20 protein-coding genes are annotated in these 26,034 nt (G+C 42.9%); 11 read left to right on the forward strand and 9 right to left on the reverse strand.

Annotated elements, in window-relative coordinates; translation table 11 throughout:
- Positions 1-135 precede the first annotated feature (135 nt).
- From BUW93_RS12190 to BUW93_RS15050, 4 genes are all read left to right on the forward strand, one after another.
- Positions 136-1,302: a 3-deoxy-D-manno-octulosonic acid transferase gene (locus BUW93_RS12190; protein ID WP_317042198.1), complete on the forward strand. Its 1,167-nt coding sequence runs from the start codon at positions 136-138 to the stop codon at positions 1,300-1,302.
- 102 nt (positions 1,303-1,404) lie between these two features.
- Positions 1,405-1,650, forward strand: a complete 246-nt coding sequence (locus BUW93_RS12195) for a hypothetical protein (protein ID WP_081212005.1) — start codon at positions 1,405-1,407, stop codon at positions 1,648-1,650.
- 134 nt (positions 1,651-1,784) lie between these two features.
- Positions 1,785-2,078, forward strand: coding sequence for a hypothetical protein (locus tag BUW93_RS12200; protein WP_081212006.1), 294 nt, complete (start codon positions 1,785-1,787; stop codon positions 2,076-2,078).
- 22 nt (positions 2,079-2,100) lie between these two features.
- Positions 2,101-2,256: a hypothetical protein gene (locus BUW93_RS15050; protein ID WP_198537011.1), complete on the forward strand. Its 156-nt coding sequence runs from the start codon at positions 2,101-2,103 to the stop codon at positions 2,254-2,256.
- Between the two features lie 51 nt (positions 2,257-2,307).
- Here BUW93_RS15050 and BUW93_RS12205 read toward each other — a convergent pair whose 3' ends face one another.
- Entirely contained in the window at positions 2,308-3,081 is a 774-nt protein-coding gene (locus tag BUW93_RS12205) for an XRE family transcriptional regulator (RefSeq protein ID WP_081212007.1), read from the reverse strand.
- A gap of 94 nt (positions 3,082-3,175) precedes the next feature.
- Positions 3,176-3,922, reverse strand: coding sequence for an SDR family NAD(P)-dependent oxidoreductase (locus tag BUW93_RS12210; RefSeq protein ID WP_081212008.1), 747 nt, complete (start codon positions 3,920-3,922; stop codon positions 3,176-3,178).
- Between the two features lie 111 nt (positions 3,923-4,033).
- Here BUW93_RS12210 and BUW93_RS12215 point away from each other — a divergent pair, with 111 nt between their 5' ends.
- The 5 genes from BUW93_RS12215 to BUW93_RS12235 all read left to right on the forward strand — a co-directional run bounded on the left by BUW93_RS12215 (position 4,034) and on the right by BUW93_RS12235 (position 11,359).
- The gene (locus BUW93_RS12215) at positions 4,034-4,708 is read left to right on the forward strand and encodes a M15 family metallopeptidase (RefSeq protein ID WP_081212009.1); all 675 of its coding nucleotides are present in this window, start codon (positions 4,034-4,036) and stop codon (positions 4,706-4,708) included.
- A gap of 166 nt (positions 4,709-4,874) precedes the next feature.
- Positions 4,875-6,089 carry an exonuclease SbcCD subunit D C-terminal domain-containing protein gene (locus BUW93_RS12220; RefSeq protein ID WP_081212010.1) on the forward strand — a complete coding sequence of 405 codons (1,215 nt, stop codon included), beginning with the start codon at positions 4,875-4,877 and terminating at the stop codon, positions 6,087-6,089.
- Between the two features lie 3 nt (positions 6,090-6,092).
- A complete protein-coding gene (locus BUW93_RS12225) occupies positions 6,093-9,119 on the forward strand; it encodes an AAA family ATPase (RefSeq protein ID WP_081212011.1) in 3,027 nt (1,008 codons plus the stop codon).
- A 90-nt stretch (positions 9,120-9,209) separates the two neighbouring features.
- Positions 9,210-10,403, forward strand: coding sequence for a sensor histidine kinase (locus tag BUW93_RS12230; protein ID WP_198537012.1), 1,194 nt, complete (start codon positions 9,210-9,212; stop codon positions 10,401-10,403).
- Positions 10,404-10,483: 80 nt separating this feature from the next.
- A complete protein-coding gene (locus BUW93_RS12235) occupies positions 10,484-11,359 on the forward strand; it encodes a DUF808 domain-containing protein (RefSeq protein WP_081212012.1) in 876 nt (291 codons plus the stop codon).
- Positions 11,360-11,500: 141 nt separating this feature from the next.
- On the opposite strand, the gene BUW93_RS12240 is transcribed toward BUW93_RS12235, so the two are convergent.
- Complete coding sequence (locus BUW93_RS12240; protein ID WP_081212013.1) at positions 11,501-13,285, reverse strand: hypothetical protein; 1,785 nt, start codon at positions 13,283-13,285, stop codon at positions 11,501-11,503.
- A gap of 143 nt (positions 13,286-13,428) precedes the next feature.
- On the opposite strand from BUW93_RS12240, the gene BUW93_RS12245 reads away from it, so the two are divergent.
- On the forward strand, positions 13,429-13,773 hold the full coding sequence (locus tag BUW93_RS12245; RefSeq protein ID WP_081212014.1) for a cupin domain-containing protein: 345 nt from the start codon (positions 13,429-13,431) through the stop codon (positions 13,771-13,773).
- 104 nt (positions 13,774-13,877) lie between these two features.
- On the opposite strand, the gene BUW93_RS12250 is transcribed toward BUW93_RS12245, so the two are convergent.
- Together BUW93_RS12250 and BUW93_RS12255 are read right to left on the reverse strand one after the other, a co-directional pair.
- The gene (locus BUW93_RS12250) at positions 13,878-15,026 is read right to left on the reverse strand and encodes a site-2 protease family protein (protein WP_081212015.1); all 1,149 of its coding nucleotides are present in this window, start codon (positions 15,024-15,026) and stop codon (positions 13,878-13,880) included.
- 119 nt (positions 15,027-15,145) lie between these two features.
- Positions 15,146-16,297 carry an amidohydrolase gene (locus BUW93_RS12255; RefSeq protein ID WP_081212016.1) on the reverse strand — a complete coding sequence of 384 codons (1,152 nt, stop codon included), beginning with the start codon at positions 16,295-16,297 and terminating at the stop codon, positions 15,146-15,148.
- Between the two features lie 92 nt (positions 16,298-16,389).
- On the opposite strand from BUW93_RS12255, the gene BUW93_RS12260 reads away from it, so the two are divergent.
- Positions 16,390-17,538, forward strand: a complete 1,149-nt coding sequence (locus BUW93_RS12260; protein ID WP_317042199.1) for a saccharopine dehydrogenase family protein — start codon at positions 16,390-16,392, stop codon at positions 17,536-17,538.
- Between the two features lie 133 nt (positions 17,539-17,671).
- Here the strand turns inward: BUW93_RS12260 and bglX are convergent, their stop codons facing one another.
- From bglX to BUW93_RS12280, 4 genes are all read right to left on the reverse strand, one after another.
- Complete coding sequence (gene bglX / locus BUW93_RS12265) at positions 17,672-20,644, reverse strand: beta-glucosidase BglX (RefSeq protein WP_081212018.1); 2,973 nt, start codon at positions 20,642-20,644, stop codon at positions 17,672-17,674.
- A 151-nt stretch (positions 20,645-20,795) separates the two neighbouring features.
- A complete protein-coding gene (locus BUW93_RS12270; RefSeq protein WP_081212019.1) occupies positions 20,796-22,442 on the reverse strand; it encodes a glycoside hydrolase family 16 protein in 1,647 nt (548 codons plus the stop codon).
- A 12-nt stretch (positions 22,443-22,454) separates the two neighbouring features.
- Positions 22,455-24,545: a hypothetical protein gene (locus tag BUW93_RS12275; RefSeq protein WP_157893320.1), complete on the reverse strand. Its 2,091-nt coding sequence runs from the start codon at positions 24,543-24,545 to the stop codon at positions 22,455-22,457.
- 12 nt (positions 24,546-24,557) lie between these two features.
- Complete coding sequence (locus BUW93_RS12280; RefSeq protein WP_081212021.1) at positions 24,558-26,024, reverse strand: RagB/SusD family nutrient uptake outer membrane protein; 1,467 nt, start codon at positions 26,022-26,024, stop codon at positions 24,558-24,560.
- Positions 26,025-26,034: the final 10 nt, after the last annotated feature.

Genomic DNA, 26,034 nt, shown 5'->3' on the forward strand with positions numbered 1-26,034 from the left:
CGATACCCCCGCCAATCTATTTTAAGGAAAGGCCTATTTTAGCAAAAGAAAAAGAAGGTTTTGCAAACTATATACAATTTATTCATCCATTTAACCCAGTTTCTCCTGCCATTGACCGGTTTTTTTAGCCATAAAATGAAGCTCTTTATCAAAGGCAGAAAAGAGGTTTTCCCACGCCTGAAAAGGGAAATCCAGGCTGGAGAAAAATACATTTGGATTCATGCTGCATCTCTGGGAGAGTTCGAACAGGCCGTTCCGGTTATGGAATTGCTCAAGGAAAAATATCCAGGCCACAGGATACTGGTAACCTTCTTTTCGCCGTCAGGTTATGAGAATAAGAAAAAACATCCACTCGCAGATATAATAACCTATCTCCCTCTGGACACTCCGGGCAATGCCCGAAAGTTTCTTGAACTGGTAAATCCAGAGTTGGTGTTCTTTGTGAAATACGACATATGGCCAAATTTTCTTCAGGAAATAAAAAAAAGAGAAATTCGCAGTTTCCTTATTTCCGGTGCCTTCAGAAAAGAACAAATTTACTTTAAGAGCCAGGGCAAATGGATGAAGAAAGCCCTTCATAGCTTTGAACATATATTTGTTCAAAACCAGAAATCCAGGGAGCTGCTGGAGAAAAATGGTTTCAACAATGTTAGCCTGAGTGGGGACACGAGGTTTGACCGGGTTTCCCGACAACTCAATTATGATAACAAACTCGAAGTCCTGGAAACTTTTCTTCAGGATGAACTTTGTATCGTTGCCGGGAGTACCTGGCCCGAAGACGAAGAATTACTGCTGGAATATATTAATTCTGATCCTGCCCAGGTGAAATTTATTATCGCTCCTCACGAAATAAAGGCAGGAAAAATCAATGATCTCCGGAAAAAATTAAAGGTTGCCTCGGTTCTTTATTCAGAATTTGCTATAGAAAAATCCGGGAGCTTCAAGGTCCTAATCATAGACAACATAGGCTTGCTTAGCAAGATTTACAGTTATGCCGATATCGCTTATGTGGGTGGGGCTGCCGGCACTACCGGGCTTCACAACATTCTCGAACCCGCAACTTTCGGGATCCCTATAGTAATCGGCAAAAATTTCGAGAAATTCCCCGAAGCGAAAAAATTGCGGCAGTTGGCCGGTTTATATTCGGTCGCTTCGGCGACAGAACTTACCGAAATCTTTCAGAAACTGGTTAAAAACAAAGATTTCAGAACACAAACAGGGATGATCGCCGGGCATTTTATCAATTCCAACACCGGTGCAACCCGGGTGATAAATGACTATCTTTCAGAGAAACCAATCTAATTTTTCTATTTTTTAAGATTTTTTGCTAAAATTTCTTAAAAAAGAATCCCAGGATAGATTTTCGACTTAATTTCGAATGTTAAAACTAAAAACTACAAGTTTATGAAACGTGCATTTGTTTTAGGAAGTCTATTCCTTGTAAGTACCTTAAGCCTTGTTTCCTGTCGGGAAACTGAAGAAACAGAAAAAGAGGTTATCGTTAAAGAACGGGAAGTGGAGGTAGAAAAACAAACCCCGGATGAAACTGAAGAACAAAAAGGTATCCTGGAAAGAGCCGGCGAAAAAGTTGACAAAGAAGTCAACAAGGAAATCGATGAAGAAATTGATAAAATTGGAGACGATAATTAGATAAAATTTATAATTTTATCTTAATTGATGTATGATTACTGTAATTTTATGAAAATTTTAGCAGTAAAATAAGCCTAACAATAAGTCACATCTCTAATTTTGCTGAATATATAAACTAAAAAAACAACCAAATTATGAAACGACCAATTTTATTACTGGCAATGATATTTACATTATCCACCGCTTTAACTTCCTGTAGAGAAGTTAAGGAAGAGGAGAACGAAATGGAAATGCAAAGCGATGATATGGATGACATGGACGACATGGACGATATGAATGATGACCTTGATGATGTAGGAAATGATATCGAGGAAGCCGCCGATGATACCGGTGATGCGATTGAAAATGCCGCAGACGAAACTGGGGAAGCCATAGATGAAGGTGCTCAGGAAGTAGAAGATGAGCTAGAAGATAACGACGACCTTTAATATATTTTCCAATTATTAAAGTATGAAAAAGTTAGTTTTAATACTCGCATTGACCTTTAGCAGTGCCGCTGTTTTTACATCCTGCAGGGATGAACGCTCAGGTGTTGAAAAAGCTGCAGACGATATTGAAGATGCAGCAGATGATGTAGGTGATGCCGTAGAAGATGCTACTGATTAGTAACAAAATCTATTAACTACTAATAAAAAACCCTCCAACCCGGAGGGTTTTTTATGCTTCCTTTTTAAAAGCTTTCAAATCTCTTTTTAATTCCTCCATAGATTCCTGAAGTTCCCGGAATAATCCGCTCTGCGAGGGATTATCCAGGTTAAAGGTCAATTTACTGTTAACCTGCCAAATCTCCTGGATATCATTTACATCAACCTCTATAGGCAAGTATTCTTCGTTGAAGGAAATAAGCAACACCTTGGAGGGATCAGGTAATTTCTGAAGTTTTTTTACAAGCACAGAATCATAAAGTACCACAACATAGACCTTATTGTTAGAAGCCTGATCCAAATCGGCTACGGCCTTCCCCAATACCCATTCCCCTGGGTAATAGTTTGGAAGCATGCTGTCGCCCTCTATCTGAAAGCCACGATAGGTAGCATTTCGGAATTCAGGGAGAGGAATATCGAAAGCCGGGAGTTGGTGATACCATTCTACATCCTGAACATTATGCGGATAACCCGCCGCAGCTTTCTGATTAACCATTATAATATTCTCATTGTCAGCACTATCTACAGTCACCACTTTTGGACTCACATCCCCTTTGCTTAATTGCAAATATTTCTGCCCGCTTTCCCCAAATAACCAGAGCGGGTTAATTCCAAAGCGACTCAAAAGTCCGGCCACCACCTTACCCGATAATTTCGTTCGTCCTCGTTCAATATCAGCAGTGGAATTCTTTATCCCCAGCAGTTCTGCAAATTCAGATTGAGTAAAATTATTTTCTTCTCTTACTTCTTTAAAGTGCTTGATCTCAATAGATGGTGGTGTTCCCATATTAAATTATTTATTGGAATAATTCCCAGTGCTAATCCAAATCTATTGGATTTATTCCGATAGAGCAACTAAAAATTCTGATTTTTTTTAAAAATTATTGTGCGAGATACCCTCCGTCTACAGGATAATAGGCGCCGGTAGCAAAAGACGACCGGTCTCCGGCAAGCCACATAAAAAGTTCAGCTACCTCCTCCGGTTCTCCCAAGCGTCCAATGGGATGAACACTAACCAACTGCTCCAACACATCCTTATCCAGGTTATCCAGCAAGGGGGTCCTGATAAAAGCCGGGCCTACCGAATTTATCCGTATCCCTTTTGCCGAATATTCCAGGGCAGCTGTTTTAGTGAGCCCAACAACGCCGTGCTTGGCTGCCACATAAGCTGCTGAATTAGAAAAACCAACGCTCCCAAGAATGGAAGCTACATTTATTATCGAAGCCTTTCCATTCTTCAGCATAGCAGGAATCTGATAGCGCATTCCATAGAAAACCCCCGAAAGATTGATCCCGATCACCTTATTCCAGGACTCAATACCATACTCACCCACTGGTAGTTGCTCTCCACCAATACCAGCATTGTTAACCGCAATGTCCAGCTTACCAAAATGGGATAATACCTCCTTCACACTATTTTCTGAATCCTTCGGTTGCGAGGTGTCTGCTTTCACAAACACTGCCTTCCCTCCGGAAGCCTTAATTTCCTCAGCCAGTTTTTCGCCTTTTTCCACATCGATATCGGTTAGGAGAACCGAAGCCCCGTTTTTCGCAAAAAGCAGGGCAGTGCTTTTCCCTATCCCGGATGCTGCTCCAGTAATAAGGGCTACTTTTCCTTTTAGTTCCATAATTATTCTTTATTAAAGTTCAAACCTTTAAAAATAAATCGGAAAAGGCTCAAAAACTATGAGAAAACTCAGGAAGGCAAATTTTACTTAAATTGCAGGGAAATTTTCCTGATGAAATCCTTATTAATCACACTCAGCATTTTGTTCTGCTTTTCGGGCCAGGCCCAGGACAGGGCATTACCTCAAGGCTTTGTTTATCTCCACCATATAATACCCGGTCTCGAACTCGAGATTCGTTACGCGGGAGAACATAACTTCCTTGGCAAACCGGTGGATGGATACCACCGCCCTGTTGCCATTCTTAGCAGGCCCGCAGCAGAAGCCCTAATAAAAGTTCAGCACGATCTCAGGCAACAAGGCTACTGCCTTAAGGTATTTGACGCCTATCGCCCACAGAGGGCGGTAGATCATTTTGTACGTTGGGCCCGGGATGCAACCGATACTCTGGAAAAACCAGAATTCTACCCAGATGTTCCAAAATCAGAGCTTTTTCAGCGGGGTTATATTGCTTCCAAATCGGGGCATTCCCGTGGAAGCACTGTAGACCTAACTATTATTAATGCAAATACAGGAGAGGAGCTGGATATGGGCAGCCCTTATGATTTCTTCGGAATTATCTCCCATTACGACTCCGAACAGGTTACCAGCGAACAAAAAGCCAATCGCGAGCTCCTTAAAAGCCTGATGGAAAAGCACGGCTTTCACCCCTACCCTGAAGAATGGTGGCACTATACGCTAAGAAACGAACCCTATCCTGAAACTTATTTCGATTTTCCGGTAGAGTAATCCATTATTTTCAAAAAGTAGTGTATTCAAAATCTCATTGCCCATACAACAGGCAAAACCAGTTTCCCTAAAGTGCTGTTGGAACCCCATAATTAACCCCTAAAAAAGTCAGCTTTTGTCGTTTGCATTCCTAATTTTGTAATCCAAAAGCCCAAATTCCGTATTCATGAAAATAGTCCACACCGCCGATTGGCATATAGGGAAAAAGCTACATAAACATGAGCTTTCTAAGGATTTCGAGCTCTTTATAGGCTGGCTGTGCGATTTTATTAAAAAAGAGAGGGTAGATGTTTTGCTAATCTCCGGCGATATCTTTGATCTGGCCAACCCCTCTTCAGAGGCCAGAAAACAATACTACCGGGCCCTGATGCGGCTTCGAAAGCTCGACTGTAAGCTCGTGATTACTGGAGGAAACCACGATTCGCCGGCGATGCTGGACGCCCCGCAGGAAATCCTCCGGGAACTGGAAATGCATGTAATTGGTGGCTTGCCGTCAGCTCTGGAAGAACTCATCATCCCCTTAAAAAATAAGCAAGGAGAAACCGAACTGGTCATCGCTGCCATGCCTTACCTCCGGGACGCCGATCTCCGTAGTGCGGCCGAGGCTGAGACTTATGAAGACAGGCTGGAAGCTATTCGCGCGGGAATTCAGCAGTGTTTTGCGAAGGCTGCCGAACTATGCCAGGAAAAACATCCTGGAATCCCGGCCATAGCCATGGGGCATCTTTTTGCTGCCGGGGCTGAAACTTCAGAAAGCGAGCGGGAAATACAGATCGGAAACCTGGCGGCTTTTAATGCACTTCAGTTTGGAGACTATTTCAATTATATCGCTTTAGGACATATCCATAAACCCCAAAAGCTAAACGCAGCGATACCTACTTACTACAGTGGTTCCCCACTTCCACTTTCCTTTAGCGAGAGAAGAGACATTAAACGCATATTGCTGTTAAACACCGAAACCGGTTGGGAGCCGGAGAATATCCCGGTGCCCAGCTTCCGCAGTTTACTGAAATTAAGTGGAAGCCTGCAAGATCTGGAACTGAAGCTGAGGGAGCCGGGAGAACAAAAAGAACTGGAATCGCTTATTGAAGTGGAACTCACCGAGCAAAATTATGATGCTAACAAAATCCTGCAACTTGACAATTTAGTTAGCAATTTTGAGCTCGAGGGCTTCAGAATTGTAAAACACAGAGTAAATTTCAAAAACCGAATTATAGGAGCATCAGAAATTTACAAGGAACAAAAACTGGAAGATCTAAAGCCCAGAGAGGTATTTCTCGAGCTTATTAAGCGACAGGAATACGATGAAAAAACCAGAAAGGAGATCCTAAGTGCTTTTGAAGAATTACTCGGTGAAACCTATCAAAACGACAACCTGTAAGCTATGAAGATTCTCAGGATAGAATTCAAAAATATAAATTCCCTTAAGGGAGAACACGAAATAGATTTTACCGGGCTGCCCTTTACCGGCAGTTCCCTTTTTGCCATTACGGGACCTACAGGCAGTGGGAAAAGTACTATTTTGGATGTGATCTCACTTGCCCTTTTCAATAACATCCCCCGAATGGGCAAAGTTTCCACCTCAGAGATCAATAAGACCGGCGCTATCCTCACCCGAAACCAACAGGAAGCAATGGCAGCAGTGACCTACCAGGGAAAAGCGGGAAAATACAGGTCTCAATGGAGCATTTCAACCGCCAGAACTGGAAATCTCCGGGATTATGAAATGGAGCTAAGCAATGCGGAAACCGGAAAACTGATAGATCTTAAGAAATCTGAGGTACCCGGGAAGAACGAAGAGCTCATAGGTCTCAATTACAACCAGTTTATTAAATCGGTTTTATTGGCCCAGGGAGAATTCGCTCAGTTTCTGAAGGCTAAAAAAGAAGAGCGTGGGGAATTGCTGGAAAAGATAACGGGCACAGGAATTTACAGGCAATTAGGGATAAAAGCATTTCTGAAATACAGGGAAGAAAACCGGGAAATTCAAGCGCAACAAAACAGAATAGAAGCAATTAAAGAAGACTTACTTAGTGAGGAAGAATATGCAAAAAAAACCAGAGAACTAAAAGCCAAAGACGAGCTTGAACAAGAGTTGAAGAAGAAGATTGAAAACCTGAATAAAAACCTGGAATTAAAGCAAAAGATCCTGCTACAGGAAAAGGAGATCAAAAACCGGGAAAACGAAAACTCGCAAGCCGAAGATAAACTCAAAACATTTGAACAGGAACACGGCCTCCCGCTTAAAGAACACGAAAAAATAGAAGAATGTGCAGAGGAGCTACGCAGTTGGACCCTACTTAGGAAAGAACTCACAGACCTGGAGCTTGAGCTTAAAAGTATTCAAAAAAATGAGCAGCTTAATCATCAAAACCGAACCAACTGCCTTTCAGAAGCAGAACAACTCACCGGTGCCGAATTAAAACCCGAAAACATCGAAGAAGTCCTGGGCGCTTTCTACAAAAAAATAAGCTGGCTGGAGGAAGAACGCCGGGCAAGACTCCAGGAATACAGAGGGCTTTGTAATCAGGTTAGGAGTGAGACCAGGGAACTTCAGTTCAAATTAGAAGAAGAGAATCCCGGAAAAAGCAGGGAAGAGCTATTAGTGCTAGGTCGTACTTCAGAAGAAAAAAAGAATAAATTACAGGATAGTCTTACTGGAATAGACCTTTCCCATCCTACCGTAGAAAGGCAACAGATAAATGAGCGCCTTGAGCAGGCTCGGGAAGCCTGGCGCAAAGAAGAGGAATTAAAAAATTTTTCTACGGAAATAAAAAAGTTACAGCTCGAAGCTGAAGGTATTCAGCCTAAATTAAAAATCCTTCCACAGGAAATCCAACAGGCAAAAGATAAGTGTGAATTGCTTGGGGAACGACAGGAAAAATTAGAACTGAAAAAGCAAAATCAGTTACTTCAGGCGAAATTCGAAGACCAAAGACATATTCTGAAAGACGGAAAAGCCTGCCCCCTATGCGGTGCCCTGGACCATCCCTATGCTGAAGAACTTCCGAAAAAGGATGATACGCTAGAAGTAGAAATAAAAAAAACCGGGCAGGAGCTCTCAGGATGGAGCAAGAAGCTCAGCACTTTTGATGCTGAATTAAATCATCATAAAATACGCCTGGAAGGATTGCAGCGGGAACTCGAGGCAACACAAACAAAACTGGCTAAAGGGAAAAAGAATTTCACAGAAAAATATGGACATCTGCAGGAAGAAGAAAGCAGGGATTGGGAAGAGCTTTGTAATAACTGGCAGAAAAAACTTAATGATCTCGAAGCCTGGGAAAAAGAGCAGCACAGATTAAGAGCGATAAAAACCGCGCTTCCTTTGCTGGAAAAGCTACAGAAAGTCCTGGAGGAGGGTAAAAAAATTAGCCGGGAACGGGAAAGCCTGTACCAGGGTAAAGATATTTCACAGGATACCGGGAGACTTAAAACCCGATGGACCAGCCTGCAGCAGGAGCAGAAACATATAAAAGAAAGACTTCAGGAAACAGAAAAACGATCAGCTCAAAAAAAGGCTAAGCTTGAGGCTCTGGAAAGAAAACTATTTCCCGAGGTTAAGGAAAAAGGCTTCGAAGATATAAGCTCAGCCCGGCAGGCCTTAATGCCCGAGGCAGAATGCCGCGCCTTGCGGGTACAAAGAGAGGAAATAAAGAAAACCATAACCGCGGTAGCTTCTTCCCTTAAATTGCTTCATTCCCAGCTTGAGAAGCTTAAAGACGAAGATATTGATGAGTCCCGGGAGAGCTTAGAGGAAAAACTAAGTAATCTAAAGCAACGTCTGAACGAGGTTGCCGCAGAATGCAGGGAGCTTTACAGCAGCATCAAAAACCACGAAAGCAACCTGGAACGTCTGGAGGAGATTAAAGCCTTGATCGTTGAAAAAGAAAAACAAATAAGACGATGGCGACTGCTTGATGAACTCATTGGGGATTCTAAAGGAAAAAAATTCAACGATTTTGCACAGGACCTGAGTTTAAGCCAGCTGCTTCATCTGGCTAACCACAGGCTCAAGGACCTTAGCGACCGCTACCGCATAGATAAACCGGAAGAGGAAGAAGATGACGGATTGGTGGCAATAGACGAGCATATGGGAGGACAACGCCGCTCTGTGAAAACACTTTCGGGAGGAGAGACCTTTATTTTGAGTTTATCTATGGCCCTGGCCTTGTCAGATCTGGCTTCGCGAAATGTAGAGATCAACTCCCTATTCATAGACGAAGGCTTTGGCACGCTGGATCCGGAGACACTCGATCAAACTCTAGACACCCTGGAGAAGCTCCAGGCCGAGTCCTCAAAGATGATCGGGATTATTAGTCACGTAGACTCCCTTAAGGAACGAATCGCAACACAAATACAATTACAGCGAAACGGGCAGGGCTATAGCAGCCTGGAGATAAAAGGCTAAGCTGCGGAAAACAGTTGTTATAAGTCGAATTTGTTTATTTTTATTATTTTTGAAAATTAACCTTGAAGCAAGCGTCCTATCAATAATAAAGTGCACCTCAGCAAAGATCAATTAAGCGAAATTGAAAACTTAAACCAGACACCAATTGTATCTAAATTACTGGATCTAATATGCAGTACCACAGGAATGGGTTTTGCAGCCATCGCCCGGGTTACCGATGATGCCTGGATCACCTGCGCCCTAAAAGATGAAATTGCCTTTGGTTTAAAGCCCGGAGACGAATTGGATGTTAAAACCACTATTTGTCATGAAGTTAGATTGAGCGAGAAGGCTGTATTTATTGATCATGTGGACGAGAATCAGCGTTTTTGCAGCCACCCCACCCCTATTAAATACGGATTTCAGAGTTATGTTTCCTACCCTATTTTCAGGGAGGATGGTAGCTTTTTCGGGACCTTATGTGCTATAGATCCTAACCCGGCAAAAGTAGAAACCCCGGAAGTTGAAAGCATGTTTCGCTTGTTTTCCGATCTTATCTCTTTTCATTTAAATGCCATCGAAGAAATCCAGGATTCGGCTGACGAACTGGCTGAAGAAAAATATAACTCAGAACTGCGGGAGCAATTTATCGCCATCCTGGGTCACGACCTTAAAAACCCCATTGCTACTACCCGTATGAGTGCCGATCTACTACTTAAAGTTTCAGATAGTGAAATGGTGAAGCGCCATGCCGGAATAATTAAAAGCACCAGCTTTAGAATGGCCGGGCTTATAGAAAATATTTTAGATTTTGCGCGAGGCCGCCTGGGTGAAGGGATTAAAATAGAACGTAAGCCCTGCCAGGAGACTTTACAAAAAACCCTGGAGCAAATTGTGAAAGAAGTAGATGTTATTTCTCCCGGCCGCAATATCGAATTAGACATGGATTTGCAGGAAGCTGTAGATTGTGATGAAAACAGGATTGCCCAATTGTTTTCAAATCTGCTGGCCAATGCTGCTCTCCATGGATCTGAAGAGCATCCTATCCGGGCCATTGCCTCTTCGAAAAACGGAGAATTCACACTATCTGTTTCCAATGCTGGGGAAAAGATTCCTGATTCAGCTAAAAAACATCTTTTTCGACCCTTTTACCGGGAGGATGTTAAACCGGGGAAACAAGGTCTGGGCCTTGGACTTTTTATCACCGCTGAAATCGCCCGCGCTCATGGCGGGGAAATGCTGGTGAGTTCTACCGATAAACAAACCCGGTTTACCTTTAAAATGCCGCTGGGAAACAACGAGTAAAGATCGCTAATCAAGACTCAAAATAGACCTAAATTCTTCGGGCAAAAAACTTATCTTGTCCTTTAAAAACTTAATCAATTATGGCCTCAGGATTATTTGCCCTTCTGGATGATATTGCAACTTTAATGGACGATGTGGCAACGATGAGTAAAGTCGCGGGAAAGAAAACCGCGGGACTCTTAGGTGACGATCTCGCCGTAAATGCTGAAAAAGCTTCCGGGTTTATGTCTAACCGGGAACTGCCGGTGCTCTGGGCCATTACCAAAGGCTCCTTCCTGAATAAACTGATTATCCTGCCGCTGGCATTTTTACTAAGTGCTTTCTTTCCTGTGATCATTACGCTTATTTTAGTAATCGGCGGACTTTATCTGGCCTACGAAGGCGCTGAAAAGATATTTGAATATTTTTTTCCACATTCTCCTAAAGCCGAAACAACTAATCTCGAAAAACTTTCTAAAGAGGAAATTCTAAGTAGAGAAAAAGAGAAAATCAAATCTGCCATTCTCACCGACTTTATTCTTTCTGTAGAAATTGTGATCATAGCGCTTAGCAGCGTTGAAAACCAGGACCTGCTTACTAAAATTATTGTAGTTACAATTATCGCTGTTATTGCCACCGTAGGAGTTTACGGCATTGTAGCTCTTATAGTTAGAATGGATGACTACGGCCTTAAGCTTATCGAATTAAATGAAAATGAAAAAAGCTTTTCCAATAAAATGGGTCATTTTCTGGTTAATGCGCTGCCCAAGGTTATTAAAAGTCTTACCGTAATTGGGACCATAGCCTTACTCCTGGTGTCCGGAGGGATTTTTGTACATAATATCGATTTCTTTCACGGTCTTTTTGAAACGCTCCCCGGGATTCTCGTTGAGTTTCTAATTGGCCTGGTGGTTGGATTTGTCGTTTTGCTAATCCTAAAAGGAGCTAGCAAAGTTTGGAAAAACTTAAATAGCTAAAAAAAAATAAACTCTCTCAACATAGTAAATTGGTCCCGGTTTTCACCGGGACTCCTAACTCAAAATAGAGCTTTGGAAATACCATCGTCTTATCAAAGACACTCAGATTGGCATCGACGTACCACAAGCCTTAAGCTCATACTACGAAGAGACCAGCATTTCTTCCAGCCTGCTTTCAGCTTTATCCAGAGAAGCTTCAAATCCGTTAGGGAAGGAATTGTCCTCAAGCAATGTCCGGTAATAAGCGATACCTTCCTGCAAACTTTTAGAAAAATTATTCTGATTCCGTTTACTTTTCTTATCGGGATTTTTAGTCTCGTTTAGCTCTTCCTGAAAATAATCCAGGTACAGATCCAGCTCTTTGATAAACATATGTGGCCTGTCTTTATTGCTAAGCAGGTCTTTTCTTCCGTAAATATGATCGGTCATTTCCTGTAGGGAAGCGATCTTTGAGTAATTAGCGATATTTGGTCCCGGACAAATGGTCACCGCTTCCAGTTTTTTCAGGAAAGGTTCTTTATAAATCACCGGTGCAGCGTTGCTCAAACCAATACAAAGACACTCTTTGGTCAACACTTCGTCGAGTTGTTTTTTCAATTCCTGCTCCGGTAATCCCGCCCCCTCCAGCTGCTTTATCTTTAGCTTCTGATATTTCGTAGATGCCGTACAAATAGGTTCACTGGTGAATTCGGTATTAGAAACCAGGTATTTTTCGGTACAGGGGCTTCCGGGCTTAGCCTTTTTTATTCGATCCAGCTTTTCCTTTTCGGCGCTGGTTCCTTTAAGATAATTGAAACGAACCCCCAAAGGAGAATTCTTACTCAAAACCACATCCTTCTCTCCTGCTTTGCTAAGGAGATCAAGGGTCTTATCATCAACAGTGGTCGCTTCGGGACATAATAAAAATGGCGTGCCCCATCCGGTACTGTCCACCCCGTAGTTTTTCTGCAGAAACCTGGCCTCTTCAGCAGTCCCTATCCCGCCCTGCACGGTAATTTTTATTGGATGTGGTTTCTCAAAACCAGCCTGTCCCTTCGCCCTGATGGCAGGATTATAAATACTGAAAAGCTCCTCAGCCAATTCATCTCTTTTACTGCTGAATTCTTCCAGGATAGGTCCCAGCAATAAGCCCTGGGTGGCGAAAGCGTGTCCACCACAATTCAGGCCTGATTCTATTCTGAATTCACTCACCCAAATGCCTTTTTTGGCCAGGTATTTCCCCTGGATTAGTGCTGAGCGGTAATCGCTCACCTTAATTACAATCCTTTTGCTGAAGCTTCCCCAGGCCGTAGCGTCAAATTCCCTGAAATCTTCCAGATAATTGTAAAGTCTTGGATTCATCCCCGCCGAAAAGATCACGGCCGAATTATCCAAACTGCTTTGTGCATAAGCCTTTAAAGCCTCAAGTGCATCGGAACCGTTAGCGATAGGCTCCCCAGATTTATCAAAATTGTTCTTATCTACTTTGGTCATTATATTCACCTCAATAGCGCCTGCCTTAACCTCTTTCCGCAGTAGCTTCTCCAAAGTCCTTTTCAACTCTGCGTCTCCTGTTTTAATAAACTCATGATATTTTTCCTTCAAACCAGAGTTTTCTGGCAACATCTCAAAATATTTAACCAAATCTGATCCCGTCTCAAAGGCAGAGTTTCTGATTTTTTCCAGGCGTTTCTGAACATTCCTGTTAACCAAATCCAGGTAATCGGTGATACGACGGGAGCGATAATTCTCTTCCTTATTCGAAATCGGCACATAGGTTTCCCCGGTGTTCTGGTAATAATATTTTCGCATGGTCTCGATAAGGTTATCTTCAATAATGGAAAGCGCCGAGCTTATACCAAAAGCGGCGACCTTAACGGGAGAATCGATAGTAAAAGCAATACCCATTACAGGGATATGGAACTGGTGCGGGGATAATGTATTCATAACTCAAATAATTTTAAGCGGATAAAGGTGAGCAATCAACAGGCATTAAAATATGAGCACAATCATATTTGGAAAAGCTTATCGTTTTCTTTGCCGATGCTTTTTTGTATCTTCAAAAGTATAATCAATTTAAAACCTGAAGAATGAAAAGCGCATCCCTTTCCAAAAACCTTAATTACAATGATTCCAAATCGGCCGTAGAAATTCTGCTGGACACCGATAGCAGCAAAGAAATACGTATCCTGATGAAGAAAGGCCAGGTAATGAAAGAACATAAAACCTCCTATCCGATCATGGTAGAAATCTTCGAAGGCAAAGTCTCTTTCGGGGTTAATGGCAAAATCCATCATCTTGAAAAAGGTGACCTGGTATCTTTAGAAGCCAGTATACCTCATGACCTAACAGCCACCGAAGACAGCACCATAAGGCTTTCACTTTCTAAGGCAGATTCTGTAGAAAGAGTAAAAGAAGTGGCTAAAAAAAGTTAGAAGGCAGGGGCATTATATAGATTCACTAATAAACAAACCTCACTTAAAGCGAGAATTAATCCAGGGAGCTATCGGGACCCACATTAGACAACTGGCAAACGAATTCAGGAAAACTTCTCAGGGATTTCATATCTCGCTTTAAGCTCTTTCATATCCAGTTGCTTTCCTATCGCCTCATTAACGAGGATAAACTCATAGATATTTTCCTTGTCTATTATTCCCAGCAGCTCACCGTTTTGAACTACCGGCGCAACCGAAACCTTTTGCACCAAAATTTGTTGATATACCTCCTGCAGGGGCATTCCGGGATCCAGGATCAGGAAATCGGTTTGCATCGCCTCAGTGACCAGAGTAGAATTGCCTTTTTCTGATAAGCCTTTTATCAGGTCATTCCGGCTTAGTATTCCCAGCACCTTTCCGTCTTCCACGATCACAAAGTCGTGAGCTTGCCCGTCAAGAAGAAGTTCCACGGCTTTTCCTAGATTGTCCTGCGAACTAAGGCTGGCAAACTGTTTCATGAGTATATCCTTAACTTTGTAACCCGTAAGGGAAGTTTTGGTCATTTCCATTTCAGCTTCGGCCCCGGCGCCCAAATAGATGAAAATCCCTATAAATACCAGGAAAATATTGGCGTATAATCCCAAAAAGACAAACCCGATAGCTAAAACCTGTCCTATCCCAGCCGCGATCTTTGTAGCCTTCCCACGCTCAAACTTAAACAGCAACAGGGCCCGCAGGATCCTGCCCCCATCCATAGGAAAAGCCGGAATAAGATTGAAAATCGCCAGGACCATATTAGCAAAAAGCAGGTTGTACCAGAACCCCACCCCACTGAGAGTCATAAGGTCAAGCGGTTCTGAAAATGACGGAAAACTATTAATGGCCAAAAGAGCCAGAAGGATAAAAACACCTATCACTAGGTTCACCAGGGGCCCGGCAATGGCTACCAAAAGTTCCTGCATAGGTTTTTCAGGGAATTTCTCAAGTCGGGCTAGACCACCAATAGGCAAAAGGCTTATACTTTTTGTGTTAATGCCGAATCTTTTGGCCGTTAAAGCGTGGCCAAATTCGTGAAGCGTGACGCATAAGAAAAGGGCCAGAATAAAAACCACGCCCAGAAGCCCCTGCATCAGGTTTTGTTCAGTCCGATAATGCAGAATAAAGATCCATACCAGAAGGATTAAAAAGGTCCAGTGTACCGAGACTTTTATCCCGGCAATGCGCCCAAGGTTTAAAGACCATTTCATCACCATAGTCCTAAGCTGTTAATTAATTTCCAGGTAAGTACATCAGGAACTCCCCTTAAATTTACTGAAAAATTCACAGATTTTTTATAATCTTCTTCGGAAAGCTCTTAAGCAGGTAGCTTTGTTTAGGGTCCCAAATGCTGCCGGTAAATTTCATAGAAAATTGAAATTCCGGTAGGGATAATCTCATCAGGGAAATCATAATCGGGATGATGAAGGGCCGGTTGGTTCTCACCTGCTCCCAGACCAAAGAAAGCACCTTTGAAATGCTGAGTAAAAAGCCCGAAATCTTCCCCCCATTTAAAGGGCTGCTCCCTCTCTTTTAGATTTAATCCCAGCTGCATCCCTGCTAATCTGATAGAATTCACTGCTTCAGGAAGGTTATGAGTGGCCTTGAACTCTTCGGTATAATAAAAATCAACACCCAACTGATGGGCATCTTTTATTCGCTTTAGAAATTCCTTTATCTGATCTTGCAATCCCTGCATTTGGGACTGCGTCCAGGTGCGTAGGGTAAAACGCAGTTCTGCGGCCCCGGCCGAAACTCCATAGGCTATACTGCCAAGTTCTACGTGAACAGGAGTAATGAGTTGAAATTCATCTTCTTCGGGCCGGTTATCAGACCAAAGTTGCATCTGCAATAGGATCTCTGCCACAGCCTGTGCCGGATTGATTCCGTTTTCGGGCTCGGCGGCATGGGCAGTTTTTCCTTTGAGTTTAATAACCAGGCTGCTCACCGAGGCAGTAAAGGCCCCATCTTTTATCAGCAGTTGGTGCATAGGGTAACCCGGCAAATTATGAAGACCAAAAATAAGATCAGGCTTCAGTTCCTGAAAAAAACTTTCCTTTAGCATGGCCGCGGCACCCTCTCCTGTTTCTTCTGCGGGCTGGAACAATAAGACCACTTTCCCCTTTTCAGGCGGATGTTCCATTAGACAGTGCGCAAGCCCCAGCAGAATTGTGGAATGCCCGTCATGCCCGCATTTATGGGAAACTCCTTCCACCAGAGATTTATGTTGAAAATCGCTGGTCTCGGTAATTGGTAAAGCATCCAGTTCTGCCCTGAATACAATGGTTTTTCCGGGGTTTCCACTGTCGAAAACCGCTATAAGTCCATGGCAATCCCGCCCCCTTAGGATGTGGGTTGGCTTTAAATTCTGTAGGTGAGTGGCTAAGCTTGCCGCGGTTGAACTTTCATCACCCGAGACTTCAGGATTCGCATGGAGCGACTTCCGGAACGAAATCAGATCTTCGAGGGTTTCAGGCTTCAGTTTCATTAGATGAATATAGTATTTTTTAGGACGAAAAAGAGGTGCGAATTTATAATATGGCATCAGAATGTATCCTCGAATATTAAAATTCGTAAATTATGACTATGAAAAAGCATTATAACATCATTATAGCCGGGGCCGGTGGAATTGCTGAAGCTGCAGCCCTACTTCTGGCAGAATGGAGCGGGATTACTCCCTCCATTTACATAGGAAATCGTACGCTTGTTAAGGCTCAGGAGTTAGTCACATGGGTTAAAGAGGGAACCACAAAAAACTGTGAATTAGAGGCCTTCCATCTTCCGGAAGAAAAAGTAACCGAAGGAATGATTGCCATTCTGAAAAAATCAGAGATCATCCTGGATTGCCTGCCCGGTAGCCAGGCGCCAAGAATTGCCAGACTCGCGAAGGATTACGGTCTTCATTACGTAAATCTAACCGAATATGTTGCCGAGACCGAACAGATTATAGACCTGGCCAGCAATGCAAATTCCGGTTTTGTGCTGCAAAGCGGACTTGCCCCGGGATATATCAATATCCTGGCGATGGATCTTTTTTATGATTTCTGCAAAGATTTTGAAGTAGAGAAAGTTGACAAACTGGAATTCAAAGTAGGTGCACTCACTAAAAATGCAGTATCCCCGCATTATTACGGCTTCACCTGGAGCCCGGTAGGGGTAGCGACCGAATATTTAAACAAGGCCCTGGTGCTCCGTGATTATAAAAAGACCAGTCTCCCATCCCTCTCGGAACGCAAAAAAATCATTATAGACGGGCTCCCCTATGAAGAGGATCTCACCTCGGGTGGTGCGGCAGATCTACCCGACACCCTGGGCGGTAAGGTAGGTAGTCTTAATTATAAAACCTTAAGGCATCCCGGGCATTACGCCTGGGTGGAGACTCAACTGGAGAAAACCGGAAAAGGACCTGAAGCGGTAAAAGATTTACAGAAAATAATGCAGAAAGTGATTCCCAGCATAGAGGACGACCAGATTATCCTTTATGCCGCGGTAGAGGGAAAAGATGAAACGGGAATCCTGCAAAGACGGGAGATATCCAAACGCATCCTACCCCTGCAGGTAGGAAGACATAAATTAAGAGCCATCCAAACCACTACCGCAGCCGGTTTGCTGCAATGTGCACAGATAATTCTGGAATCGAATAAAAAAGGGGTGATTTTACAGAGTATGATTGACCCGAAAAATTTTCTTGCCGGGGATTTTATAACTCCGGTGTATGGGGAAAAATAATAGTCTGTCCACACAAAAATAATGGCTCCAGGCCTTAGGACACCGCTTAGAAAAAGCTTTTTCCAAAATAAAAAACCCTGCAAACCAGAGTCTGCAGGGTAAAAGTCAAAAAAATTCAGTTATTGACCTGTTTTTATTTAGTAACCTTCACATAGTCGATTATAAATTCTGCAGGGAAGATGGAATCATCCACCTCGGGCCCTCCAAAATTCCCACCTATAGCCAGGTTTAGCAGCAAATAGAACGGATGATTATAAGGGTAAGTTTCTTCATTCTTAACTTCCGGAGAGAAGGTATAGGTTTTTTCATCGTTGATAAAGAATTCGATGGCATCCTCACTCCAGTCCATTCTGAAAACCTGGAAATCTTCTGTGATTCCCGGAACAGGAGTGCTTTTAATATTCTCGGTCTCTCCGTGACTCGCCGGGGTGTGCAAAGCATTATGCAGCGTGTCCGGCTGGCGGCCCACAAACTCCATAATATCTATCTCTCCCGAAGCAGGCCAGCCCACTTCCTCAATGTTATTGCCTAACATCCAGATCGCCGGCCAAAGACCATGGCCGGCAGGAAGTTTGGCGCGTACTTCAACGCTACCATACTTAAACTCAACCTTATCCTTGGTATTGATCTTTCCAGAGAAATACTTATCGCCTTCTTTTACAGCCGTAATAATAAGTTTTCCATCTTCTACTTTTACAAATTCGCGGTAATAGCCCTGGCGTTCATTATTTCCCCATCCACAAAGATTGGGACAACCATCACCTTCTTCGTAATTCCAGTTTTCCATGTTCAGTTCTTCCCCCTCAAAATGATCTTCAAAAACCACCTTGCTTTCCTTTAAAGTGAAACCTGCTTTTTGCAGATCACGGGAATTACCGCCAATAAGTACTTCAAAATCTCCGGCTTCTGCTTCCCACTTGTCATTGGCATTATAGAACTTCAGCATTTCTTCATCTATGGTAAAGTCAATGCGTTTACTTTCTCCTGGAGCAAGTGTCACCGCCTCAAAACCTTTAAGTTCTTTTACAGGCCGGGTGGTACTGGCCACAAGATCGCGAATATATAATTGCACGATTTCCTTCCCTTCTACATCGCCGGTGTTAGTGAGATTAATACTTGCTCTTATACTTCCATTCATTTCCATTTCTTCAGAAGAAAGCTCCAGGGCTCCGTACTCAAAATCGGTGTAGCTAAGTCCAAAGCCAAAAGGATAAAGCGCGTCATTTCTCTCATCGGTATAAGCCGAATAGGTCACGTGCTCCTCACTTGATGGGCGCCCGGTATTCTTCTGATTGTAATACAGCGGCTCCTGCCCTACCGCTCTTGGGAAGGATACAGGTAGTTTTCCTGAAGGATTATATTTTCCGAAGAGAACATCGGCGATTGCATTCCCGCTCTCAGAGCCCAGTTGCCAGGCAACGGCTATGGCAGGAACATTTTGTGAGGCCCAGTTGATTTCCAAAGGTCTACCGTTGATAAGAACCAACACTATATTTTTATTCACCTTGTGGATCTCCTTAAGCAATTCCTCTTGAAGTCCGGCAAGACCAATATTCACCTGGCTTCTGCCTTCCCCCGATTGGAATGCGTCCTCTCCAAGAGCCATTACAACAAGGTCGGCTTCAGCAGCAGTAGTTATAGCTTCTTCAAAACCTGATCTGTCAGTAGTATTAATCTTCAAAGGCATTAGGAAACTTCTTTCCCCAACCCCCAGGTCTGCACCTTTGGCATAAGTGACTTTTACATCATCTCCAACTGCATTTTTTATTCCTTCTAAAACAGAAACCGCCGAATTGGCTTCTCCCTGTGCTCTCCAGTTTCCTATTGGGGTATCCTTATCGTTTGCCAGTGGGCCGATAACCGCAATATTCTTAACTGAAGATTTCAATGGCAATAGCTCATTTTCATTCTTTAAAAGAACGATAGATTTCTTTGCAATATCCCGGGCTGCCGCTCTGTGTTCCTCATAGGGAACCTTAGTGGCCATATCAGGATTTGAATATCGGTAAGGATCTTCAAAAAGTCCCATTTTGAATTTAACTCTAAGCACTCTTCTTACCGCGTCATCAATATCTTCCAGGCTAACTTTCCCTTCTTCTACCAGGTCAACAAGGCTGGATTCATAAGCCCCGCCTTCCATGTCTACGTCACTTCCAGCATTTAAGGCAATTTCTGCGGCATGTTTTTTATCTCTGGCAAAACCGTGGTCTACCATTTCAATAATAGAGCCCCAGTCTGAAACTACAAGACCATCCCAATTCCAGTCTCCTTTTAATATATCTCTTTGAAGTACCTTATGCCCCGTAGCAGGGGTGCCATCAAGATCATTAAAGGCATTCATAAAAGTTGCCACCCCGGCTTTGGCCGCAGCTTTAAAAGGAGGAAGGATGGTATTATGAAGTTCATTTTCACCTACGTGCACCGTATTATAATCTCTACCGGCTTCGGCAAAACCGTAACCTGCAAAATGTTTTGCCGTTGCGGCAATAGTCTTTTCGTCGGCAAGGTCATTGCCCTGGTAACCTTTTACTTTGGCTACGGCAACCTGTGCGGTTAAATATGGGTCTTCCCCCGAGCTTTCCATAATTCTACCCCAGCGGGCATCACGGGAAACATCTATCATTGGAGAAAAGGTCCAGTTTACACCATCGGCAACAGATTCTAATGCGGCGATGCGGGCCGATTCTTCCATGGCCTCCAGGTCCCAGCTGGCAGTTTCTCCCAGAGGAACCGGAAACATGGTCTTATAGCCATGAATCACGTCATAACCAAACATCATAGGAATCTTGAGTCGCGAATTTTCCATCGCAAGCCGCTGTGCTTCCGCGGTGGCCTCCACTGAAAGGACATTCAGCATAGAGCCTACGCGGCCATTTTTGATATTATCTTCTTTTTCTTTATTGTTCATCTCTGAAGCAGGTCCCGTAAGGTCCCAACTCCCGTTATATTGTACCAACTGGCCCACTTTTTCCTCCAGGGTCATAAGTGCCAACACAGAATCCACTTTGGTTTCTACATTTTTCACCGAGCTGGGTATTTCTGAATTTTGTCCCGTAACCATAAGGCTTCCGAAGAGGAAAAGGACAATCAGGTGAATATTTTTCATCTTGTTAAATTTTATAGGTTACCCATCCTGAAAGATTTCAAAGTTTGAAATCCTTCAGTTAATTGACTATGAGCCCGGTATCACCCCCGAAATTTCCCGGGGGTGCCCAGGTTCATTTGGCAACCAGATTTACTGGCTAATTCTCCAGATTTTATTGAAATACCCTGATGTAATCTACCTCCATCGATGATTCTGCGAAATCAGGGTCAATATCGCCTCCAAAAGTTCCGCCCATCGCTACGTTCAGGATAAGGAAGAAATCTTTATTAAAGGGGGAATCGGGGGTGTTCTCATAGGTGTGATAAACCTCACCGTCTACAAGGAAGACAATTCTCTTATCAGACCACTCCATAGTATAGGTGTGGAATTCATCACTCACACCATCGACCATAATAGTATTGCCATCGGCATCACCACCAGATCTTCCTTCATAGTGAAGGGTTCCGTGAATAAGGTCCTGCTCGTTCCCTGCATGCTCCATAATATCGATTTCTCCGGTTTGCGGCCATCCCACTTCATCAAAGTCGGAGCCCAGCATCCAGATCGCCGGCCAGGTGCCAGCGCCTTCCGGCAATTTGGCTCTGGCTTCTACCCTTCCGTAGGTAAATTCAAAATTATCTTTGGTGGTTATTCTTGAAGAAGAATAATCAAAACCTTCGATATCTTCGGCCTTGGCGGTAATCACAAGATTACCACCACTTATCACCGCGTTATCTTCGGTGTAGTATTGAGCCTCCTGGTTACCCCAGCCATCATTGTTTCCGGTTTCGAAGTTCCAGATGGAAGTGTCAAGATCGCCATCGGTATCAAAATCGGCTTCCCAAAGTAATTCATCGTACTCTGACTGAAATTCCTCTTCAGGTTCTTCTTCGGCTCCATCGCCAGAAGTAAGGATAAACCACCAGTCGAATTCTCCGTTCCCATCGGTAGATCTAAGGATTAACTCATCGGTACCCGAACGATCGAATATTTCATATCGGTGATCCCCACCAATGTAATAGCCAATGAATCCTAATCCGGTAAGATTAATAGTTTCCTTACCTCCAGGAGCCGAGATTGACCAGTTTTCAGTATAATCATCGTAAGGGATATTAAGGACATCCGCACCCTCCGTTTCACAATCACAGCTAACTCCTAATTGGTCAACCAATGGGGCTCTTCCGAATACAGTTCCTGATGGGTCTACGTTCTCATCATCATTAGTGGCATTGGTGATATGAACAAAAGTTCCATCTTCCTCGAAGATATACCGATCGTCATACATTCCAACCCCGGCTTTTTCATTTGGACCTGCACCATACCATTCGGTAGGAATATTTCCACCTACAGGACCAAGACCAAAGTGACCGGCAGCTTCCGCTTTGATTCGCCATTCTTTCGCACCATCTCCAACTAACTTCTCAAGAAGATCGGCTGGTGGCGAATAAGTAACAAGTACCTCCACATCTACAATTGTTGAAGTAGCAGTACCACCCGGTCCATAAGCTATTACGGTAACCATATAGGTTTTTGTACCGGTTTCAGAAAACTGATGGGTGTATTCTCCACTAGCAGTAGTTTCTGTACTTCCATTTTCAAAAACGTATTTATAGGTCATAGCGCCCTCTGCACTCGCGTTGAAGATCACCTGGCCACTACCATCTCCCTCGGGCATATCCTCAGATTGACCCACCACAGTAGTTTCTACCTGGAGATCGGTTGGGGCGCTTATTTCGCCGATATCGTAATCGTCATTGGAGCATGCGCTGGCAAATACCAGCGACAATGCTACAAGACCTGTGTTAATTATATTTTTCATTATATATCTATTTTAATTTTTCAGTTGAATATCATCGTAATAGTAAACTGTTCCATCTCCACGTAGACCTTCATCTGTAGGATATTCAAAGAATATGATAACTTTTCCATACTCCTGCGTAGTATCTATTCCTACTGTCGAGAAATCAAAGACTAGTTCTTCCCATTGATTTTCCTTTGTGGTCATTACAGACACCTCACTTTTGATACTGTTATCATCGCTGTTTTCAAGCTTCAACAAAACAGGAATCCCGGCTTTAGGAGAATATACTTTCACACTAATTTTCGTAGTAGATGAAAAGTCTATAGACTCCTCAAGTTCGAGTGTGGCTCCTGCCCAAGGTTGAGAATCAACAGTTTTAGTGAACTTAACCACCGTACTACTAGGGTTTATACCTCCAGGGACCGGATTCGCTTCTATTACAGTTTCTGCGCCTTCAAAAGGAATAAGAGAATAGGCCAAAGACGAATTTTCAAAACTTACCGGTAATGTGACGGTAGTTGCATTACTCTCTTTAGAAAAGTAAAGATTATCAATATAAAATGTTCCACCAGGCGCAGCTCCTACGTCAAACTTGAACTGAAAAATATCGCTTATATCAAGATCCTGACTGGTAAATTCAGATAAGGGAATTTCAATGCTGTTCCATTGATTTGGAGTTACATTAAGGTTTACACTTTTTTCTCCTGAACCAGAAGAAATAAGGAAGAATGGAATTGAAGAATAATCTCCAGACCAAACATCAATGTGAACAGTTTCAAATGCGGTTACATCTATATTCTCACCAATAGCAATTCCCTGATAATTTGCATTGCCATATTTAATCGCTTCATTTCCATTTATAGAGACCACTTCATAGGTTGTTGATTGACCCCAATCTGGATAATAATTCACACTTTCAGGATCTGAAAACTTATCACTAAATATCGACTTTACATCCTCATCTACATGAATTGGGGTTGGAGCAGCAATTACCGGCGAAGTTGGTACCTGTACACTCTCATCATAGAAGAATACATTATCAACAAGTACAGTGGTTTCACCCGCAGGTGCTGCTGAATATACTATTTGCGAGATATGTGCTCTGGTTGTTAATCCTGTGAAGTCTTCTAAAGGTATATCTAAAGTCACCCATTCACCTTGTGCGGGAGCCTCTATCTCTATTTCATGCTCAACATCGTCACCACCCTGATATTCTCCATCAGGCCCGAAGTCTACAAGTTTTACTCTGAAGGTTTCTGCATCAAGAGTGAAAATATCGGTACGGAAATGAGTCATGCTGGTTGCATCAATCTGAGTACTTTCAGTTATAACTCCAACATAATTCAAATTAGAATATACCTTGATTTCATTTCCATCAATATCTGTTTCTTCAAGTTCAGCTTCAGACCAGTCAGTGATCCACATATCTACTGGTACATCAGTATAAACATCACTGAATAAGGAGATAACGCTTTCAGGTAATTTATTGGGAGTAGGAGCAGGAACGGGACCTGTTCTTTCTACAGTTTCTTTGTATTCAACCGTTTCTGCACCACCACTTAAAGCGACAACCCGTATATTATAAGTACCGGTATCTGAATAAGTGTAAGTAATAGTTTCCCCAACCATCAAAGGCGTAGGTTCCTCATCTTCTACCTCACCAAAGTAGACCTCAAACATTGCGGCATAATCTGCTGCTGCAGACACAGAAACAGAATACCCATCAGGATCCTTGGTAATAGTGACCTCCAGATTTTCAGGTTGACGGAAAGAAACCGTTAAAGGCTGTACTCCTGTTGCCGAAACTCCATTTAAATTGGTTCCGGTGATTTCTACCTCATAATCCCCTTCAGCATAGACATGATCTACGCTTTCTCCCGGCCTGATTCCTGAAGCAACATCACTTTCATCTCCAAAATCAACACTAAACATATTAGCACTTTCCCCCTTAGGAGTAACAGTCACAAGACCTGAATTGTCTTGAGTGATCTGGAAGGTAGCTCCTAATTCGGCTGGGGCCTCAATCTGGTTTAGGTCTACCAGGGAATCGTCATCACTCTCACAGCTTACAAAAGGCATGGTGAGCAGTAAGGCAAAAATTATTTTATAATATTTTTTCATAATCATTATTTTTTAGTATCCGGGGTTTTGCTCCCAGTTACCCTGAGAAAATTCTATTTCTTCCAGCGGAATAGGAAATACTTCGTTTTTTCCTACAGTAAATCCTTCTATATTAGCTGCCGCCCTGCCGGTTCTTACCAGGTCAAAGAAACGGTGTCCTTCTCCTACTAATTCTTTTCTTCTCTCCTGATAGATAATTTCTGTAAGGGGATCGCCTGAATTCTCTACTTCTCTTAAACCTGCTCTTTCTCTAACCATATTCAGGTATTCCTGAGCAAGCTGATCGTTTGGGTTAGGCTTACGGTTATGTGCCTCGGCAGCCATTAACAACACGTCAGCATAGCGAATCGCACGGTAGTTATTAGGCTGGGTAAGGTTTGCATCTCCCATATTGTTATTTTTCCGCGGAAGATATTTCCTATTGAAATATCCGGTATGCTTATACCCTTCGGTATAGGCAACATCATACTGATCGGCCCAGGCTTCTATATCCAGGATTGATAAATCTTTCCTGATATCGTTATCAGAAAACATATCATAAGCTTCCTGGGTAGGTACATTAAAGCTAAAGCCTGACTCAAACAATGGTCCACTATAGTTTCTTATTCCCTGGAATCCTACTGCTACGTTCCCTTCACTACACTGAAGACAATCAAACCCGGCACCTTCTTCTCCACTATATTGAACTTCAAAAACTGATTCTTCATTATTTTCACCTTCTTGTTCAAAAAGCGTTTCAAAATCTGAAAGGGCATAAGGCCCGTTATCGATCAAGGTGGTTAACACGTTTGCAGCAGCATCAAATTCTTCCTGGTACAGGTGCACCTTACCTTTAAGAGCCATTGCAGCGCCTTTGGTTGCACGTCCAGTTTCAGGAGCTATGTAATCAAGGTTATCTATAGCAAACTGAAGATCGTTTTCGATTTGGGTATAAACCTCTTCTCTTGAAGCCCTTGGGATAGATTGCTCATCACCAAGCACAAAACGCTCATCTCCTTTGATTGGAATAGGACCAAACCATTTCATCAATTCAAAAGTGAAATAAGCTCTCAGGAATTTGGTTTCAGCTATTATTGTTTCCTTACCTTCAAAATCGGTTTTATCCTGAAATTCCAGGATGTAGTTGGCACGTTGAACTCCCGCAAAATTCCAATCCCAGATATCATCCAGGTTGTCATTAATGGGGGTGTGTGACATTTCATCTACCTGTTGGAAACCAATAACATCGGTAGCACTTTCTCCGCCGCTAAGAGTATTATCTGAAGCGATCTCGCCCAGCAGCACATTTACATAAGTAGATTGAAGGATATCATAAACTCCTATAAGGGCGTTATAATAATCATCTTCAGAATTGAAATAATTCTCCGAGTCTATGGTATACTCCTCGGTCTTATCCAGATAATCCTCACTACAGCCGGTGAATGTGATCACGGCCAGCAGCAGAAGAACGGATTTAATTTTTAAACTATATATTTTCATCGCTCAATAT

The organism is Salegentibacter sediminis (genome assembly GCF_002078605.1).
Taxonomy (GTDB): Bacteria; Bacteroidota; Bacteroidia; order Flavobacteriales; family Flavobacteriaceae; genus Salegentibacter; species Salegentibacter sediminis.

Excerpts from the sequence above, each read along its gene's own strand:
- BUW93_RS12190 (WP_317042198.1), top strand. The coding sequence starts at position 136 with ATGAAGCTCTTTATCAAAGGCAGAAAAGAGGTTTTCCCACGCCTGAAA.
- BUW93_RS12195 (WP_081212005.1), top strand. The coding sequence starts at position 1,405 with ATGAAACGTGCATTTGTTTTAGGAAGTCTATTCCTTGTAAGTACCTTA.
- BUW93_RS12200 (WP_081212006.1), top strand. The coding sequence starts at position 1,785 with ATGAAACGACCAATTTTATTACTGGCAATGATATTTACATTATCCACC.
- BUW93_RS15050 (WP_198537011.1), top strand. The coding sequence starts at position 2,101 with ATGAAAAAGTTAGTTTTAATACTCGCATTGACCTTTAGCAGTGCCGCT.
- BUW93_RS12205 (WP_081212007.1), bottom strand. The coding sequence starts at position 3,081 with ATGGGAACACCACCATCTATTGAGATCAAGCACTTTAAAGAAGTAAGA.
- BUW93_RS12210 (WP_081212008.1), bottom strand. The coding sequence starts at position 3,922 with ATGGAACTAAAAGGAAAAGTAGCCCTTATTACTGGAGCAGCATCCGGG.
- BUW93_RS12215 (WP_081212009.1), top strand. The coding sequence starts at position 4,034 with ATGAAATCCTTATTAATCACACTCAGCATTTTGTTCTGCTTTTCGGGC.
- BUW93_RS12220 (WP_081212010.1), top strand. The coding sequence starts at position 4,875 with ATGAAAATAGTCCACACCGCCGATTGGCATATAGGGAAAAAGCTACAT.
- BUW93_RS12225 (WP_081212011.1), top strand. The coding sequence starts at position 6,093 with ATGAAGATTCTCAGGATAGAATTCAAAAATATAAATTCCCTTAAGGGA.
- BUW93_RS12235 (WP_081212012.1), top strand. The coding sequence starts at position 10,484 with ATGGCCTCAGGATTATTTGCCCTTCTGGATGATATTGCAACTTTAATG.
- BUW93_RS12240 (WP_081212013.1), bottom strand. The coding sequence starts at position 13,285 with ATGAATACATTATCCCCGCACCAGTTCCATATCCCTGTAATGGGTATT.
- BUW93_RS12245 (WP_081212014.1), top strand. The coding sequence starts at position 13,429 with ATGAAAAGCGCATCCCTTTCCAAAAACCTTAATTACAATGATTCCAAA.
- BUW93_RS12250 (WP_081212015.1), bottom strand. The coding sequence starts at position 15,026 with ATGGTGATGAAATGGTCTTTAAACCTTGGGCGCATTGCCGGGATAAAA.
- BUW93_RS12255 (WP_081212016.1), bottom strand. The coding sequence starts at position 16,297 with ATGAAACTGAAGCCTGAAACCCTCGAAGATCTGATTTCGTTCCGGAAG.
- BUW93_RS12260 (WP_317042199.1), top strand. The coding sequence starts at position 16,390 with ATGACTATGAAAAAGCATTATAACATCATTATAGCCGGGGCCGGTGGA.
- bglX (WP_081212018.1), bottom strand. The coding sequence starts at position 20,644 with ATGAAAAATATTCACCTGATTGTCCTTTTCCTCTTCGGAAGCCTTATG.
- BUW93_RS12270 (WP_081212019.1), bottom strand. The coding sequence starts at position 22,442 with ATGAAAAATATAATTAACACAGGTCTTGTAGCATTGTCGCTGGTATTT.
- BUW93_RS12275 (WP_157893320.1), bottom strand. The coding sequence starts at position 24,545 with ATGAAAAAATATTATAAAATAATTTTTGCCTTACTGCTCACCATGCCT.
- BUW93_RS12280 (WP_081212021.1), bottom strand. The coding sequence starts at position 26,024 with ATGAAAATATATAGTTTAAAAATTAAATCCGTTCTTCTGCTGCTGGCC.